This window comes from Ensifer sp. R-19, assembly GCF_049905105.1.
Taxonomy (GTDB): domain Bacteria; phylum Pseudomonadota; class Alphaproteobacteria; order Rhizobiales; family Rhizobiaceae; genus Ensifer.
The window spans coordinates 1,030,467-1,046,898 of the sequence record NZ_CP184570.1; the positions used below are offsets into that span (position 1 = coordinate 1,030,467).

16 protein-coding genes are annotated in these 16,432 nt (G+C 62.9%); 9 read left to right on the plus strand and 7 right to left on the minus strand.

Features of this window, described 5'->3' with window-relative positions; all coding sequences use genetic code 11:
- The first annotated feature begins 117 nt into the window (after positions 1-117).
- Positions 118-1,032 (plus strand): LysR family transcriptional regulator, encoded by a 915-nt coding sequence (locus ACN9MO_RS24010; RefSeq protein ID WP_057249217.1) that lies wholly within the window; start codon positions 118-120, stop codon positions 1,030-1,032.
- 105 nt (positions 1,033-1,137) lie between these two features.
- Here the strand turns inward: ACN9MO_RS24010 and ACN9MO_RS24015 are convergent, their stop codons facing one another.
- On the minus strand, positions 1,138-2,064 hold the full coding sequence (locus ACN9MO_RS24015) for a LysR family transcriptional regulator (RefSeq protein WP_057249218.1): 927 nt from the start codon (positions 2,062-2,064) through the stop codon (positions 1,138-1,140).
- Positions 2,065-2,158: 94 nt separating this feature from the next.
- On the opposite strand from ACN9MO_RS24015, the gene ACN9MO_RS24020 reads away from it, so the two are divergent.
- A complete protein-coding gene (locus ACN9MO_RS24020; RefSeq protein WP_112996918.1) occupies positions 2,159-2,965 on the plus strand; it encodes an NAD(P)H-dependent oxidoreductase in 807 nt (268 codons plus the stop codon).
- Positions 2,966-2,969: 4 nt separating this feature from the next.
- Here the strand turns inward: ACN9MO_RS24020 and xdhC are convergent, their stop codons facing one another.
- Genes xdhC through uraH form a run of 4 tightly spaced genes read right to left on the minus strand, consistent with a single transcriptional unit; the run spans position 2,970 to position 8,059 of the window.
- Entirely contained in the window at positions 2,970-3,836 is an 867-nt protein-coding gene (gene xdhC, locus ACN9MO_RS24025; protein ID WP_057249279.1) for a xanthine dehydrogenase accessory protein XdhC, read from the minus strand.
- A gap of 18 nt (positions 3,837-3,854) precedes the next feature.
- Entirely contained in the window at positions 3,855-6,194 is a 2,340-nt protein-coding gene (gene xdhB / locus ACN9MO_RS24030; protein ID WP_113132685.1) for a xanthine dehydrogenase molybdopterin binding subunit, read from the minus strand.
- Positions 6,195-6,205: 11 nt separating this feature from the next.
- Positions 6,206-7,684 carry a xanthine dehydrogenase small subunit gene (gene xdhA, locus ACN9MO_RS24035; RefSeq protein WP_057249221.1) on the minus strand — a complete coding sequence of 493 codons (1,479 nt, stop codon included), beginning with the start codon at positions 7,682-7,684 and terminating at the stop codon, positions 6,206-6,208.
- A gap of 3 nt (positions 7,685-7,687) precedes the next feature.
- A complete protein-coding gene (gene uraH, locus ACN9MO_RS24040) occupies positions 7,688-8,059 on the minus strand; it encodes a hydroxyisourate hydrolase (protein WP_112996917.1) in 372 nt (123 codons plus the stop codon).
- Positions 8,060-8,231: 172 nt separating this feature from the next.
- Here uraH and puuE point away from each other — a divergent pair, with 172 nt between their 5' ends.
- From puuE to ACN9MO_RS24055, 3 genes are all read left to right on the plus strand, one after another.
- Positions 8,232-9,647, plus strand: a complete 1,416-nt coding sequence (gene puuE / locus ACN9MO_RS24045) for an allantoinase PuuE (RefSeq protein ID WP_057249223.1) — start codon at positions 8,232-8,234, stop codon at positions 9,645-9,647.
- A 10-nt stretch (positions 9,648-9,657) separates the two neighbouring features.
- Positions 9,658-10,680 carry an allantoicase gene (gene alc / locus ACN9MO_RS24050; protein WP_057249224.1) on the plus strand — a complete coding sequence of 341 codons (1,023 nt, stop codon included), beginning with the start codon at positions 9,658-9,660 and terminating at the stop codon, positions 10,678-10,680.
- A 107-nt stretch (positions 10,681-10,787) separates the two neighbouring features.
- Positions 10,788-11,273: an ureidoglycolate lyase gene (locus ACN9MO_RS24055; protein WP_057249225.1), complete on the plus strand. Its 486-nt coding sequence runs from the start codon at positions 10,788-10,790 to the stop codon at positions 11,271-11,273.
- 97 nt (positions 11,274-11,370) lie between these two features.
- Here ACN9MO_RS24055 and ACN9MO_RS24060 read toward each other — a convergent pair whose 3' ends face one another.
- Complete coding sequence (locus ACN9MO_RS24060; RefSeq protein WP_082615765.1) at positions 11,371-12,219, minus strand: helix-turn-helix transcriptional regulator; 849 nt, start codon at positions 12,217-12,219, stop codon at positions 11,371-11,373.
- A gap of 112 nt (positions 12,220-12,331) precedes the next feature.
- Here ACN9MO_RS24060 and ACN9MO_RS24065 point away from each other — a divergent pair, with 112 nt between their 5' ends.
- On the plus strand, positions 12,332-13,585 hold the full coding sequence (locus ACN9MO_RS24065; RefSeq protein WP_113132686.1) for a cytochrome P450: 1,254 nt from the start codon (positions 12,332-12,334) through the stop codon (positions 13,583-13,585).
- 40 nt (positions 13,586-13,625) lie between these two features.
- Positions 13,626-13,946, plus strand: a complete 321-nt coding sequence (locus tag ACN9MO_RS24070) for a 2Fe-2S iron-sulfur cluster-binding protein (RefSeq protein ID WP_057249227.1) — start codon at positions 13,626-13,628, stop codon at positions 13,944-13,946.
- A 163-nt stretch (positions 13,947-14,109) separates the two neighbouring features.
- On the opposite strand, the gene ACN9MO_RS24075 is transcribed toward ACN9MO_RS24070, so the two are convergent.
- The gene (locus ACN9MO_RS24075; protein WP_057249228.1) at positions 14,110-15,402 is read right to left on the minus strand and encodes an NCS2 family permease; all 1,293 of its coding nucleotides are present in this window, start codon (positions 15,400-15,402) and stop codon (positions 14,110-14,112) included.
- A gap of 425 nt (positions 15,403-15,827) precedes the next feature.
- On the opposite strand from ACN9MO_RS24075, the gene ACN9MO_RS24080 reads away from it, so the two are divergent.
- A complete protein-coding gene (locus tag ACN9MO_RS24080; RefSeq protein ID WP_057249229.1) occupies positions 15,828-16,025 on the plus strand; it encodes a heavy-metal-associated domain-containing protein in 198 nt (65 codons plus the stop codon).
- 146 nt (positions 16,026-16,171) lie between these two features.
- Positions 16,172-16,354, plus strand: coding sequence for a hypothetical protein (locus tag ACN9MO_RS24085; RefSeq protein WP_057249230.1), 183 nt, complete (start codon positions 16,172-16,174; stop codon positions 16,352-16,354).
- The last annotated feature ends 78 nt before the right edge of the window (positions 16,355-16,432 follow it).

The window sequence follows — 16,432 nt, forward strand, 5'->3', positions numbered from 1 at the left end:
TGTGTCATTGCTGGAGGTCGCGGGAACGTCGCTGCTTCACCAACACTTTCAAAAAAATCTATAAAATAGCGACGCAATGGATAGGCTAGAGAGAAGCCGGAGGAGTGGGACGGAGGCATGTCTTATCTGGACAATGTGCGCGTCTTCGTGCGCGTCGTAGAGCTTGGAACCCTATCGGCGGCCGGTCGCGACCAGCGCGTGACGCCGGCGGTTGCAAGCAATAGAATCAAAGAGTTGGAACGCCATATGGGCGTTCGCCTGTTCAACCGAACGACGCGCAAGCTGACCCCGACGGAGCATGGCCGCGTCTTTTACGATGGCGCGGTGAAGATCCTCGAAGCGGTCAACGAGGCCGAAAACGCGATCGCCGATCTATCGCGCAATCCGAAGGGGGCGCTGAAGATTACCGCTCCCTTGGGGATAGGTCGGCGCCTGATTGCGTCGGGCATTCCCGAATTCCATGACAAGTATCCCGACATCGAAGTGCGGCTTCGTCTGTCGGACCACAATGTCGATATCCTCTCGGAAGGCGTCGACGTCGCGTTCAAGCTCGGCATCCTCGAAGATTCGAACCTGCGCATGCGTGGCATCATGAACTGCGAGCGCGTGGTCTGCGGGTCGCCCGACTATTTCGAAAAGCGCGGCGTGCCCCAAACCCCTGACGCGTTGATCGCCGACAAACACGACTGTCTGCTGCTGCGCTACCCGGGTTCGAAGGAGTATTTCTGGACGCTCCAGACCATGGAAGGCATGCGCAAACTCGAGGTGACCGGCCCCTACGATTCGGACGACGGCGACGTGCTTACCCAATGGGCGCTCGACGGCCGCGGCATCATCAACAAGCCTCTCTTCGAGGTGAAAAGCCACATCAATTCCGGCGCGCTGGTGCCGATTCTGGTCGACACGCCGCCGCTCAGCGTACAGCTTGCGGCGATCTATCCACACAAGCGCTTCCAGGATCCGAAAGTCAGGCTGATGATCGACTACATGGCCGAGCGCTGTCAGCGCTTGATCGGCAAGGCGCTGGAGTAGCGTCTAGAGCGCCGTGCGTTCAGACGAACGCACTAAGGACGCTCTAGCACTTTGATTCTAGAGCATCTTGTCCGCTTTCAGTGATTCCACTGAAAGCGGGATGCTCTAGCCTCTCGTCTTCTCAATACCGGCAATACCGCTGACCTGCTCGACGAGAAAGTCGACCAGCAGGCGAACCCGGGCGATGCCTGCGCGCTCGGGCACGATCAGCAGGCTGAGCGGCACCGAAGGCAGCCTGTAGTCCGGCAGGATCGGCAACAGCCGACCACTCGCCAGGAGATCGTCGACGAGCCATTGGTGTGTTGGTGCGATGCCGCGCCCGGCGACCAGCGCCTCGCGGGCGGCAAGCCCATGGTCGACGAGGAACCGCCCGCCAAAGGGTACCGCGTGGCTGCGGCCGTCTGCTCCTTCCAGCGAGATCAGGTCACTGCCTGCGACGTTCGACATGCGGATTCCCTCATGGGCAGCGAGGTCGCGCGGGGCAGCCGGGCACCCACGTGCCGCCAGATAGGCGGGCGCGGCGACGAACAGACGGCGGCTTTCGCCAAGCACCCGGAGCTTCATGGAGCTGTCGGTGAGCGGCCCGAGACGCAGCGCGATATCGACCCCTTCCCGCACCAGATCGATCCGCTCGTCGGTCAGGCTGAGATCGACCTCGATATCAGGATAACGATCCTGAAAGGCGAAGATCAAGCGGGTTGCGTGCAGGACCCCGAAGGCGGCGGTGCAGGATACCCGGATGGTCCCGGCCGAGGCGCCGCGGGTGCTGCGCGCCTCGTCGCCTGCCTGGTCGACTAAGCGTAGGATCTGGATGCTGTTGGCATAGTAACGACTGCCTTCGTCGGTCAACGTGACGCGCCGGGTGGTGCGGCTAAGCAGGGGCACGCCGACGGCTTCCTCCAGCTCCCTCAGATGCCGCGTAACGCTCGACTGGCCGATGCCGAGTTCGCGGGCAACGGCCGACAGGCTGCCGCGCTCGGCGACCCGTACGAAGCTTCGCATCCGTTCCAGCGTCACGTCCGATTTATCCATTTTTCGGTATAATCCTATCCATATTGGATATCTACCGCATGGACAAACGGCGGTCTACCTAAAGTCTCAGTTCACGACTGAAGGATTGCCGACCATGAAAGTTCTGCTTGTCTATGCCCATCCCGAACCGCGTTCGCTGAACGGGACACTGCGCGATGTCGCTGTCAAGGCGCTGGAAGCCGAGGGACACGAGGTGCGCGTCACCGACCTCTATGCCGAAGGATGGAAATCCGAGATCGACCGCGCCGACTTCCCCGCGCTCCTTCCGGATGCCCGGTTCAAGCCAAGCCGTGCCTCGAAGGAAGCCTTCGCGACCAATACCCTGACCGCTGATGTCAGGGCCGAGCAGGAAAATCTGCTATGGGCCGATACCCTGATCCTGCAGTTTCCGCTGTGGTGGTACTCGATGCCGGCGATCCTGAAAGGCTGGGTCGATCGCGTCTATGCCTATGGCTTCGCCTATGGCGTTGGCGAACACAGCGACAAATACTGGGGCAAGCGGTTCGGCGAGGGAACGCTCGCAGGAAAACGTGCCATGTTGGTGGTGACAACAGGTGGCTGGGAAGAACACTACTCGCCGCGCGGGGTCAACGGACCGATCGACGATCTGCTTTTCCCGATCAATCACGGCGTTCTCTATTATCCCGGCTACGACGTACTTCCGCCTTTTGTCGCCTACCGGGTCGACGGTCTTGACGAAGCCGGTTTCGAAGCGACGGCCGAGCGGCTGAGGCAAAGGATGCGCACGCTAACAACCACGCCGCCTATTCCCTATCGCCGGCAGAATGGCGGCGACTACCTGATCCCGACCCTTGAGCTGCGTCCGGATATCGAAGCCGCAGACGCGCGCGGCTTTGCGCTTCACCTGAACGGTGCGATACACCAGGGCAATAGCGCCTGAGCCGTTAGCGTGCAAACTTCGCGACAGCCGGACGACGCGGGCTATCGGGTTGGGCCGGCTGCCGGAAATTCAGCGCCGCCGCCATGACTTCCGCGGCGGCAAGCGCTGCGATGACGGCCGGCCGCTTGTCCTTAACCGACGTGCCGCCGATCGGGCAGACGAGCCGGTCGAAAAGATCCGGGCGGCCGATCTCACGCGACAACCAATTCTTGAAGGTCCCGCGTTTCGTCTTCGAGCCGATCATGCCGACATAGGATGCGTCGTCGCGGCGAAGCGCCTCGGCGGCGATCAGGAAGTCGAGCGCGTGGTCGTGCGTCAGGATCACGAAGGCGCTGCCGGGCGGGGCATCGCGCACGACCGCCTCAGGCATCGCCGTCAGGCAGGTTTCAATGCCCGGTATATCGGCGACAGCCGAAAGCTCGTTCTCGCGGGTATCGACGAGAACGGTGCGGACCGGAACCAGGGACAGCGCCATGGCCAGCGCATCGCCGACATGGCCGGCGCCGAAGACATAGACATGCGGCCGGCTGGCGATTTCCAGGTCGCTGCGTTCAATCAGCATGGCGGCTTTCTCCCGATCGATGCGTGTGAAGGCGAGCGCCACGCGCCCGCCGCAACACTGGCCGATCTCCGGACCGAGCGGGATGGTCATTGCCTCCAGCGCGTCGCCGCGCTTCAGCGCCCGCCGGCCATGGTCGATCGCCATATATTCGAGCTGGCCGCCGCCGATCGTGCCGAAGAGGCTATCGGTGGCGACGAGCATCCAGGCATCGGTGTCGCGCGGCGTCGAGCCGGCTGCACCCGTCACTTCCACAAGCACGCAATCCGGCTCGCGTCGGAGAAAGTCCCTGATATCCTCGCGGCTCGCCACCATGACAATCAGCCCCTGTTACCCTTTCTGCCTCGCGGCCGCCCGCAGCCGCTCGATTGCCATCAGCACTCGTTCCGGCGTCGCCGGCGCATCAAGGCGCGGTGCTATACGATACTCCGCAACACTGGCCGCCGCCATCGACAAGGCCTCCAGAACGGAAATGCCGAGCATGAACGGCGGTTCCCCGACCGCCTTCGAACGGCGGATGGTTTCCTCACGGTTGACCGACCATTCGGCAAGCCGTGTGTTGAAGACGCGTGGCCGATCCGACGCAAGCGGGATCTTGTAGGTCGAAGGCGCGTGCGTGCGCAGCCGACCCTTGGCATCCCACCAGAGTTCTTCCGTCGTCAGCCAGCCCATGCCCTGAACAAAGGCGCCCTCCACCTGGCCGAGGTCGAGCGCCGGGTTCAGCGAGCGGCCAACGTCGTGCAGGATGTCGGTGCGATCGACCTGGTATTCGCCAGTCAGCGTATCGACGCTGACCTCGGAGCAAGAAGCGCCATAGGCATAGTAGAAGAACGGCCGGCCCCGGCCTTCCGCGCGGTTCCAGTGGATCTTCGGCGTCTTGTAGAAACCGGCAGCCGAAAGCTGGATGCGGGCGCCATAGGCGATCTTGATGAACTCGTTGAAACCAAGGCGTTCGGCGCCGATGCGAACCGTGTTCGGCTCGAAAGCGACGTCGGCCTCAGCAACGTTCCAGCGCTCGGCGGCAAAGCGCACGAGCCTCTCCTTGATCTGCTGGGCGGCGTTGGCGGCCGCCATGCCGTTCAGGTCGGAACCGGAGGAGGCAGCCGTCGCCGACGTGTTCGGCACTTTGCCGGTCGTCGTCGCCGTCACCTTGATCCGGTCGAGGTTGACCTGGAACTCATCGGCAACCACCTGGGCGACCTTGGTGTAGAGCCCCTGCCCCATCTCGGTGCCGCCGTGGTTCAGATGGATCGAGCCATCCGTATAGACGTGCACCAGCGCGCCGGCCTGGTTGTATTCGGTCTTGGTGAAGGAGATGCCGAACTTCACCGGTGTCAGCGCGATGCCGCGCTTGACCACATGGTTTTCGCGGTTGAAGGCGATCGCCGCCTCACGACGCTTGGCATAGTCGGCCGAGGTTTCCAGCTCCTCGATGATGCGGCCGATGATGTTGTCTTCAACCGTCTGGTGATAGGGCGTGAGGTTGCGGCCCTCGCCGCCGTAGAAGTTCAGCTTGCGGATTTCGAGCGGATCCTTGCCGACGGCATAGGCGATCTCCTCGATCATGCGTTCGCCGCCGACCATGCCCTGCGGACCGCCGAAACCGCGGAATGCGGTGTTGGAGACCGTGTTGGTCTTCAGCGGACGCGAGCGCAGGCGCACGTTCGGATAGAAGTAGCAATTGTCGGCGTGGAAGAGCGCCCGGTCGGTGACCGGACCGGAGAGATCCGCCGAATAGCCGCAGCGCGCCGAAAAGACAGCGTCCACCGCCTCGATACGACCTTCATCGTCGTAGCCGAGCTTGTAGTCGACATGGAAGTCGTGGCGCTTGCCGGTCGCGCTCATGTCGTCGTCGCGATCCGGCCTGACCTTGACCGGGCAGCGGTATTTCTTGGCAGCAACCGCTGCAACCGCTGCGAAAATGTTGGCCTGGGTTTCCTTGCCGCCGAAGCCACCGCCCATGCGGCGCACGTTGACGGTCACCGCATTCGACGGCACGCCGAGAACGGTCGCAACCATGTGCTGCGTCTCAGCCGGATGCTGCGTCGAGGAGTAGACGAGCACTTCGTCGTCCTCGCCGGGGATGGCGAAAGAGATCTGCCCTTCCAGATAGAAGTGATCCTGGCCGCCGATACGCATCTCGCCTTCAAGGATGTTCTTCGCCTTGGCGAAGCCGGCTTCGATGTCGCCCCGCTCGAGCTTCAAGGGATCGATCACCAGCGGGTAGTTGGCGGCCGCCGCTTCCAGGACATCGGTCACATGCGGCAGGTCGCGGTACTCGATTTTGACCTTGGCCGCCGCGCGGCGGGCCGCCTCACGGGAGGTGGCGATGACCGCAAAGATCGGCTGGCCGTGGAACTCCACCTTGTCGGTGACGAAGATCGGCTCGTCGTGCTTGTGGGCCGGGCTAATGTCGTTTTCGCCGGGAATGTCGGCCGCCGTCAGCACGCCGATCACGCCTTCGCTGCTATTTACCGCTTCGAAGTCGATCGAGAGGATATCGGCATGCGCGCGCTGCGACAGGCCGAGATAGCCGTGCAGCGTGCCCTGGGGTTCCGGGATGTCGTCGATATATTCGGCCGTACCCGACACATGCTTGTGGCCGGATTCGTGGCGTTCGTTTTCGTGCACGCCGCCGCGGATGCGGTCGATGGGCTGCATCACGTTCATGGCTTCCTCCCTTAAACCGCGACAGCAATGGTGCGATCGAGGCGGATCTGGCCGCTCGACTGCGTTTCGAGATAGAAGCGGCGAAGCAGGTTCTTCGCCACCAGTTGGCGGTACTCGGCCGAGGCGCGCCAGTCGGTGAGCGGCGTGAAGTCCTCATCGAAAGCGGCGACCGCGCGCTCGATCGTGTCCTCGTTCCATTCCGCGCCCTTCAGCGCCGCCTCGACATTGGCGGCCCGCTTCGGCGTGCCGGCCATACCGCCGAAGGCGATGATCGCATCGGTGATCCGACCGGCGTCGAAGGCGATGTTGAAGCCGCCACAGACGGCGGTGATATCCTCGTCGAGACGCTTCGTCACCTTGTAGACAGCGAGACGGGCATTATCCGAGACGAACGGGATGCGCACGGATTCCACGAACTCGCCTGGCTCGCGATCCTGCTTGCCATAGGCGATGAAGAAATCCTCAAGCACGACCGTGCGACGGCGAGCGCCCTTGCGCAGCGTGATCGAAGCGCCAAGCGCGATCAGGGCCGGCGGCGTGTCGCCAATCGGCGAGCCGTTGGCGATGTTGCCGCCGACGGTGCCCATGTTGCGGACCTGCTGGCCGCCGATGCGGTCCCAGAGCTCCGTCAGTTCGGGGAAATGCGCGACGATAACAGGATAGGCCTCGGCATAGCTCACACCGGCGCCAAGCGTGACGCCATCCGCATCGACCGTGATCCGCCGCAACTCTTCGAGATGGATCAGGTGAATGACCGGAGAGATGTCGCGCATGAACTTCGTGACCCACAGCCCGACGTCGGTCGAGCCGGCAACGATCGTCGCCTTGGGGTTGGCTTCGAACACGGCAGCAAAATCGTCGACCGAACCCGGCAGGATGAAGCGTTCCGTCTCGGAGCCGATTTCCACACGGCGGCCGTCCTGCAGCGACGCCAGTTCCTTGGCGATCCGATCGCGCTCGACCACGAGCGGGTCCTTGCCAACATCGCCGATCGTCGAGATCGCTTCGGCTGCGCGAATGATCGCGGCATAGCCGGTGCACCGACAAAGATTGCCCTGAAGCGCCTTTTCGATTTCGGCGATGGACGGCTTCGGGTTTTCCATCCAAAGGCCATAGAGCGACATCACGAAACCGGGCGTGCAGAAGCCGCACTGCGAAGCGTGCGTGTCGAGCATCGCCTGCTGCACCGGGTGCAGCGGGCCGGCCGGCTGCGCCAGCGAATCCACCGTGACGATATGACAGCCGTCGAGCGAACCGACGAAACGGATGCAGGCATTGACGGATTCATACTTGAGCTTGCCGTCGAGCAAGCGTCCGACGAGCACCGTGCAGGCACCGCAGTCGCCCTCTGCGCAGCCTTCCTTGGTGCCCTTGAGGTTGCGGTCGATGCGCAGGAAATCGAGTAGCGTCTGGACCGGAGAGACGTCGGCAAGTTCGACGAGCCGATGGTTCAGGATGAAGCGGATGGTGTTGCGGATCTGGATCGTCATCGCTTAGCTCCCGCGGTAGGTGGAGTAGCCATAGGGCGAAAGCAGCAGCGGCACGTGGTAGTGGGCGCCCCGGTTCTCGATGCCGAAGCGGATCGGGATCACGTCGAGGAACGGGTTCTCGCCGCGCTTGCTCGCGCCCCCGAGATAGTCGCCGGCATGAAAATGCAGTTCGTAGGTGCCCGTCTGCATGCGCTCGCCACTCAACAGCGGCTCGTCGCAGCGACCATCGTCGTTGGTCTTGACCGATTTGATGTGCGTCTGGCGATCGCTATCGACCCGGTAAAGCTCGATGCGCAGCCCCTCGGCCGGCTTGCCGCTTGCCGTATCCAGCACGTGCGTCGTCAGGCGACCGGCGTTTCCACCATGAGATTGCATTCTTTTCGCTCCTCCCGAAGTCAGCTTTCCACCTCGCAGTATTCCGGCATTCCGGCCCGCTTGGTAGCGAGCGGATCATTCGAGACTTTCAAATTTTTTGGGGGGAATGGCTCGAAACAAATGCGGCTAGAAATTTGCCGCAGAGACGAAAATGTCTGGAGGAGCTGCTTTGATGAGATACCCCCGCGATCTTCACGGCCACGGCCCGAACTTCAAGATCACATGGCCCGACGGCGCCCGGATCGCCGTGCAATTCGTCATCAACTACGAGGAAGGTGGAGAGAACTGCGTGCTGCATGGCGACGCGGCCTCCGAAGCATTCCTGTCGGAAATCGTCGGCGCGCAGGCCTGGCAGGGCCAGCGCCACTGGAACATGGAATCGATCTATGAATATGGCGCGCGTGCCGGCTTCTGGCGGCTGCACCGCATGTTCACCGAACGCGGCGTGCCGGCAACGGTCTATGGCGTCGCCACGGCACTGAAGCGTTCGCCCGAGCAGGTTGCCGCCATGCAGGACGCCGGCTGGGAAATCGCCTCGCACGGTCTCAAATGGATCGAGCACAAGGACTTTTCGCCCGAGCGCGAACGCCAGGAGATCGCCGAGGCTATCCGCCTGCATACCATCGTTACCGGAGAGCGCCCACGTGGTTGGTACACCGGCCGCTGTTCGGACAACACGCTCGACCTCGTGACGGAAGCCGGCGGCTTTGACTACGTGTCCGACGCCTATGCCGACGACCTGCCCTACTGGCATGAACATGCCGGGCGCCATCAACTGGTCATCCCCTATACGCTCGACAGCAACGACATGCGTTTTGCGACGCCGCAGGGTTTCAACAGCGGCGACCAGTTCTTCAGCTACCTCAAGGACAGCTTCGACGTTCTTTACGCCGAAGGAGCGGCCGGCGCGCCGAAGATGTTGAGCATCGGACTACACTGCCGCCTCGTCGGCCGCCCCGGCCGCGCCGCAGCACTTGCCCGCTTCCTCGACTATGTGCAGAGCCACGAGAAGGTCTGGCTCGCAAAGCGCGTCGATATCGCCTGCTACTGGGCCGAGGCCTATCCCTTCAAGGCCTGGGACGATCGCCCGTCGCGGCTTTCTGAAGAAGAGTTTGTCACCCGCTTCGGCGGCGTCTTCGAACATTCGAAGTGGATCGCCAAGCGCGCCTTCCAGGGCGAGCTTTCGCCCGCCAACGACACGGCGATCGGCCTTGCGGCCGCCCTTTCCGCTGTCTTCCGCGAAGCCTCTGCCGAGGAACGGCTCGCCGTTCTCATCGCCCACCCGGACCTCGCTGGCAAGCTGGCGCAAGCCAAGCGTCTCACCGAGAGCTCGACCAACGAGCAGGCCGGTGCCGGCCTCGATGCGCTGACCGATGCCGAGCGCGAGCGCTTCACCACGCTCAACACGGCTTATGTCGAGAAGTTCGGCTTCCCCTTCATCCTGGCGGTCAAGGGACGGACCAAGGGCGAAATCCTTGCGGCCTTCGAAGGCCGGGTCGAAAACGACCGCGAGACGGAATTCGAGACGGCGTGCCGGCAGGTGGAGCGGATCGCCTATCTGCGCCTCAAGGACATGCTGCCGAGCTGAGGGCCTCGCGATGACGACCGACGGCGTGAGCCCGCCCGAATTCGCGCTGAATGCGATCAACCTCGCCTCCGCCGCTCTCGGCGCGAGGCCGGTCTTCGCAACCGACGAGTTCTTCGCGCCGCTCGAGCGCATGCTTCAAGACGCGCCGCCGGTCTATCATCCCGGTGTCTATGACGAGAACGGCAAGTGGATGGACGGCTGGGAGACGCGGCGTCGCCGCGGCCCCGGCAACGATCATGCCATCATCGCGCTTGCCGCAAACGGTCGTATCCGCGGCTTCGAGGTCGATACGGCGCATTTCACCGGCAACTATCCGAGCGCCTGCGCCATCGACGCCTGTCTGGCGCCCGATGGACCGGATGAGCGGACGACCTGGACGGAACTTGTCTGCGCGCGGCCGCTCGGGCCGAGTGCGCTTCATCATTTCGAGGCCAGGTCGGAAGCGGTCTGGAGCCATGTCCGCCTGCGCATCTATCCCGATGGCGGCATCGCCCGCCTCAAGGTTTACGGCACGCCCGCCCTGGACCGGGCGGCGATCGGCGACACGGCAGTCGATCTCGCCTCGTCGCTGCTCGGCGGCCGCATCATCGCGTATTCGAACGGGCACTACGGCCACCAGCGGCTGCTTGCGCCCGGACGCGGCATCAACATGGGCGACGGCTGGGAGACGCGCCGCCGGCGCGAGCCCGGCAACGACTGGATCGTGGTGAAACTTGCCGCGCGCGGTGCGGTCGAGCGGATCGTGGTCGACACCGCCCACTTCAAGGGAAACTACCCGGACGCCTGCTCGCTGCAGGCAGCCGACCTCAGCGCAGCCACGTGCGAGCTGGCTGCCTCGATCACCGCATCGTCGATGTTCTGGCGCGAGGTTCTGCCGCAGCAGAAGCTCTCGGCCGACAGCCTGCACACCTACGGAGCAAACGAGTTCAAAGCGCCGGGCCCTGTAACCCATGTGCGTTTCAACATCTTCCCCGATGGCGGCGTCAGCCGGTTGCGTGTCTTCGGGCGTATTGCGAAAGCCGGCAGCCCCTAGATCGTTTCGCAGAGGAAACGAAATGACCGGACCTGAACCGCAAGTTCCAGGGAAGCGCTTTCCCTGGAATTGCTGCCATCGATCAACATTGCACGGAGGAGCGTCGCATGAAGGAGATCGTCATACAGCCACTGACCCGGGAGGCCTTTGCGCCCTACGGCGACGTAATCGAAACGGAGAACGCCCACAACTTCCCCATCAACGGTGGCAAATGCACCCGCTATCACGATCTCGCCAAGATCGAAACGACGGGCGAGAAGGCCCGGCCGATGATCAGCCTGGTGCGCGGCGAACCCTATCCGCTGCCACTCAAGCTCACCATGGTCGAGCGCCATCCGCTCGGCAGTCAGGCGTTCATCCCCTTGAGCGACAATCCGTTCCTCGTCGTCGTCTCCCGGGAAACCGACGAAGGCCCGAGTGAACCGATCGCCTTCAAGACCACACCGGGCCAAGGCGTGAACATCGCCCGCAATGTCTGGCACGGCATCCTGACACCACTCGAAGATGTCTCGGATTTCGCGGTTGTCGACCGCGGCGGCGAAGGCGTCAATCTGGAGGAACACTTCTTCAAGGAGCCGTTCCTGATTGTATGAATGAACGAATGGCCCGGTCAACTGACCGGGTCATCGGTGCGTGGGTCAGGGGCGTACCGTAGGGCTCAACTGTTTTCCTGATGCCCATCAATCGACATCAGTAGCCGCCATCCCGACGGAACTTCGTCGGCGTGTATCCCGTCACCCGGCGGAAATCGCGCGAGAAATGATAGGGATCGGGATAGCCGCATACCGCCGCCACCGCGGAAACCTTCGCATCGCGGCCGATCAGCAGGCGTTTCGCCTGGTTGATGCGCTCGTGGCGCAGCCAGTCCATCGGCGTCGTGCCCACCATATCGCGAAAGCGGCGAAAGAGTTGCGACTGGCTAAGCCGCGCTAGGGCCGCGAGATCATCGATCGTCCAGGCGCGGGCGAGATCGTCACGCATCGCTGAAAGAACAGCCAACAAACGATCCTCGCCCGGTGCATCCTCGCCCGGCTCACTGCCGGTCAGACGCGGACCGATCATGTCCACGATCAGCCCGGAGATAGCCGCACTCGCCAAGGCATCGGTCGCAGGCGAGCGTTCCGCAAGAAACCCGCTCACCGCCTCAAAGGCAGCGCGTGCCGTCTGCGTATCCCTCGGCGCGAACAATGGCGACTGCTGGACACCCAGGAACTGGTAGAGCGCATCGAGACCGTGCCCCTCGATCCCCATCCAGAGATAGCGCCAGTTTTCGCTGTCGGGCGCGCAGCTGTGCGCATAGGCCTGCGCGGTATCGAGCCAGGCGACATTGCCCGTTTCGGCCAGGAACCGTTGACCGCGCACCTCTATCAGCCCGCGGCCGCCGGTGGTGTAGACAAAGACATGCTGGTGGAACCGCTTGCGGATCGGCGCTTCCTCAGGATGGGCGGTCCGGCTTCCGGCGACCAGCGCCAGATAGGGAAACGCATCGGCAAATTTGGCCGGCGTATGGAAATGGATCTCTTCGTTTTCAGACAGCATCCGCGTTTTCTGTCAGTCAATGCGAGTTTTGTCCATCATCTTGCGACAGCGTACCATTCCCAACGAGACCGTGGCGACGCTATCATGCAGCTTTATGCACGGAGTATTGCCCATGACCGAAGCCACGCCGAACGGCGAAGCCGCAAAGCTGACCTTCGCGCCGTTGTCCCCGGATTTTGCCCGCGATCCCTACCCGACCTACCGCGCCTTGCGTGAGAAGGAAGGGCTGCATTACTTCCCAGACCTCGACATCTGGCTGGCTTCGCGCTTCGAGGATGTCTCGGCGATCGTCATGGACAAGCGGATGGTGCGCTCGCTCGAGGACATTGCGACCGCCGAGGAGCTTGCGAAACTGCAGCGTGCCGGTAACTGGCATGACATGCCGCACCACGAGCGCTTCGTCCAGTTCAGCCTGCTCGACAGCGACGGCGCCGTGCACGACCGGCTGCGCAAGCAGGTGTTCAAGCTGTTCACGCCTGCCATGATCGCCAAGCTGCGCGACCAGATCCAGGCCTATGTCGACCGCCTGATCGACAGCCTTGCAGATCGCGGCGAGATCGATTTCGTCGACGACCTCGCCGCCCACGTTCCCGGCCATATCATCGGCCGCCTGCTCGGCGTGCCGGACGAAGACTGTCCGCAGCTCCGCATCTGGTCGGAAAACATCGTGCAGTTCTTCGACGTCGACCGTTCCGACGCGCGCAAGAAGATCGCCGAAGACAACACCACCGAGTTCTACGAGTATCTGACGGCGCTGAAGGCCGAGCGCGAGCGCGCGCCGAACGATGATCTCATCTCGGTGCTGATCGAGGCGGAGCGCTCCGGCGCAATGAACTTCGACGAATTCATCTCGACCTGCATGCTGATCCTGATGGCGGGCCACGGCTCGACGATCGACGTGCTCGGCAGCGGCATGCATGCGCTCTTGCGCTTTCCCGAGCAGATGGCGCGGCTGAGGAACGAACCCGGCCTGATCCAGACCGGCGTACAGGAGATGTTCCGCTACGAATCCCCGCTTCCCTTCTTCCACCGGCATTGCGTCGAGGACGTCGAGATCTGCGGCCGGCGTTTCGAACGCGGCACCAAGTTCGGCCTGCTCTACGGTGCTGCCAACCGCGACCCCAAGCAATTCGACAACGCCGACACCTTCGATATCGGCCGCACGCCCAACCGGCACCTCGCCTTCGGCGGCGGCGTGCACTTCTGTCTCGGCAACCACCTCGCGCGGCTCGACATGGATATCATCTTCAGCACCCTGCTTCGCCGCTTCCCGACCATCGAACTCGCCGAGCAGGAACCGGAATACAAGCGCGGCCTTTCGGTGCGCGGCCCCAAGCGGCTGAAGATTGCCATCCGGCAAGCCTGACCCGCACTGAAACCGACATTCTAAGAACCGGAGAATACCCATGCCCAAGATCGTCTTCATCGACGCGGACGGCACGACCAAAGAAGTGCAGGCGGAGGTCGGCCAATCGCTGATGTCCGCGGCGGTGCAGAACGGCATCGATGCCATTGCCGCCGAATGCGGCGGTTCCTGCGCCTGCGGCACCTGCCACTGTTACATCGACGGCGAATGGGCCGAACGATTGCCGGCACCCGATTTCCAGGAGCAGGACATGATCGAGTGCGTGGTCAATCCCAACGAGCGCAGCCGCCTGAGCTGTCAGATCACGGTCTCGGCCGAGTTCGATGGCCTGGTGGTGCATCTGCCGGCCGGGCAATACTGAGCAAGTCCAGGAAAAGTGTGAAACGGTTTTCCGCCCGGATTCGCGTACCTTAAAAAGTCAGATCAGGTAGAAAAAGGCCGGGGCAACATTTTCGTTGCTCCGGCCAGCACTTACGGGGAAGTTCTGATTGGCCGAGGCGACGATGCCCCGGCCAAATTTCGTATTACTCGGCAAAGAACGCGAAGCGCACGATGAACAGGGCGGCGACGATCTGGGTGGCCGGGTGGATGACGCTCCACTTTCCGGTGCAGACCTTCAAGACGACGTAGCTCACGAAGCCGAAGGCGAGGCCGTTGGCGATCGAGTAGGTGAAGGGCATGGCGAGCGCGGTGAGCGCAGCCGGTGCCGCTTCCGTCAGGTCGTCCCAGTCGACTTCGGTCAGTTCGCGCATCATCAGGCCGGCGACATAGAGCAGAGCCGGAGCCGTCGCATAGGACGGGACGGCCGCTGCCAGCGGCGAGAAGAACAGTGCTGCCAGGAACAGCACGCAGACGGTGAGCGCGGTCAGGCCGGTGCGGCCGCCTGCCTGAACGCCCGAGGCGCTTTCGACATAGGCAGTCGTGCTGCTGGTGCCGATCAGCGAGCCGGCGACGATCGCGGTGCTGTCGGCCAGAAGCGCGCGGCCGAGACGGTTCGGCTTGCCCTCTTCGACCAGCTTGGCACGCTTGGCGACACCGATCAGCGTGCCGGTGGCGTCGAAGACTTCCACGAGTACGAAGACGAGGATGACGTGCAGCAGGCCGCCATGCAGAGCGCCCATGATGTCGAGCTGCAGGAAGGTCGGCGCAATGCTCGGCGGTGCCGAGACGATGCCCTTGAACTCACTGACGCCAAGGATCATCGACAGAACCGTGACAACCAGGATGCCGATCAGGATCGAGCCGCGAACCTTCAGCGCATCGAGCACGGCGATCACGAAGAAGCCGAGGATGGCGAGAAGCGGACCGGTCTGCTTGAGATCGCCAAGACCGACGAGCGTTGCCGGATTGTCGACGACGATACCGGCGTTCTTCAAGGCGATGATGCCGAGGAAGAGGCCGATACCGGTGGCAATCGCGCTTCTCAGCGAATGCGGAATGCCGGCAATCAGCCAGCTTCGCACCCCGGTCACGGTGAGGATCAGGAAGATCACGCCCGAGATGAAGACCGCGCCCAGCGCCTGTTGCCAGGTGAAGCCGAGGGCAGCGACGACGGTGAAGGCGAAGAAGGCGTTGAGGCCCATGCCGGGCGCCATGCCGATCGGCCAGTTGGCGACGAGCGCCATGACGGCGGAGCCGAGTGCGGCGGCGATACAGGTTGCGACGAAGACGGCATCCCTATCCATGCCCGTGCTCGACAGGATGTCGGGGTTGACGAAGATGATGTAGGACATCGTCAGGAATGTCGTGATACCGGCGATCACCTCGGTGCGCGCCGTCGTCTGATGCTCTTTCAGCTTGAATAGTCGTTCAAACATCTTTCCTCCCTTGGCGGCGTCACCACGACGCAGCCGAACGACAGTGACCGGGAAACCGTCTCCTCCAGTTCCCGACCAGTGCATTTCGAACGTCCGGAAGTTTCCGGGACGATCGCTTCGCTTAAGGCTTCGTGCCGGCTGGCGATCGTCCGCCCTCTTTCGGACGACGCGAATGCCTTTTGCACAGCCTTGGGATTTTGCGACTTCCGGAGCCGGACCGCTAGCCGTCCATTCCCGGGATCGGTGATGAAAGACTTTCAAATTTTTCGGAGCATTTGGGGGGCCGAAACTGCGTGTTTCGCGTGTTCACCACCATCGGGGTGTGCCAAGAAGAAACTCTCGACAAAATATGTTGGAAGGTCCTCTTGACCTTCCAACGATGGGAACCGCCATGTTTCTCTCACAACGAAACGAAGGAGACAAGCATGCAGAACTACAAGATCGACAACATGACCTGCGGCCACTGCGCCGGTGCCGTCCAAAAGGCGATCCTGAGCGTCGATCCGCAGGCTACGATCAAGGTCGATCTCGGCAACCGGGAAGTCAGCGTCGAGACCGTTGCCGGTGCGGGCCCGATCGCCGACGCCTTGAGGGCCGCCGGCTACGAAAGCCGTGCGCTCTAGACGATGGGCCGCGCCGTGGACCATCCACAGCCCAACTGGGTGGCAACGAATGCCCCGCCCGAAGCGCTTGGGCGGCTTTTCGGCCGCTGGTCGAGAAGTTCGCCGCCGCCTTTGCCGCAGACGTCGAGCCCGGACTTGCCGCCTTCATGACCGACTCCCAGGTTCCGTGGGACCTCGAGGCGCTTCAGGGCGAGGTGGGCAAGCCCGCCTGGAAGGAAAAGCCGAGCTGGTATCTCGCCACCGAGGACCGCATGATCCCGGTCGACGGAACGAAACGCAGCCTCCGACCGCAGCGCCGCTCGGGGGCTGCTTTTGCGATCGACAGCTAACCCCGCAGAATACCGCCTCCAGATGGACGAAAGTGCGGACGGCACTTTTGCTGCTTTCCTTGCCTGCGGGCATCGACC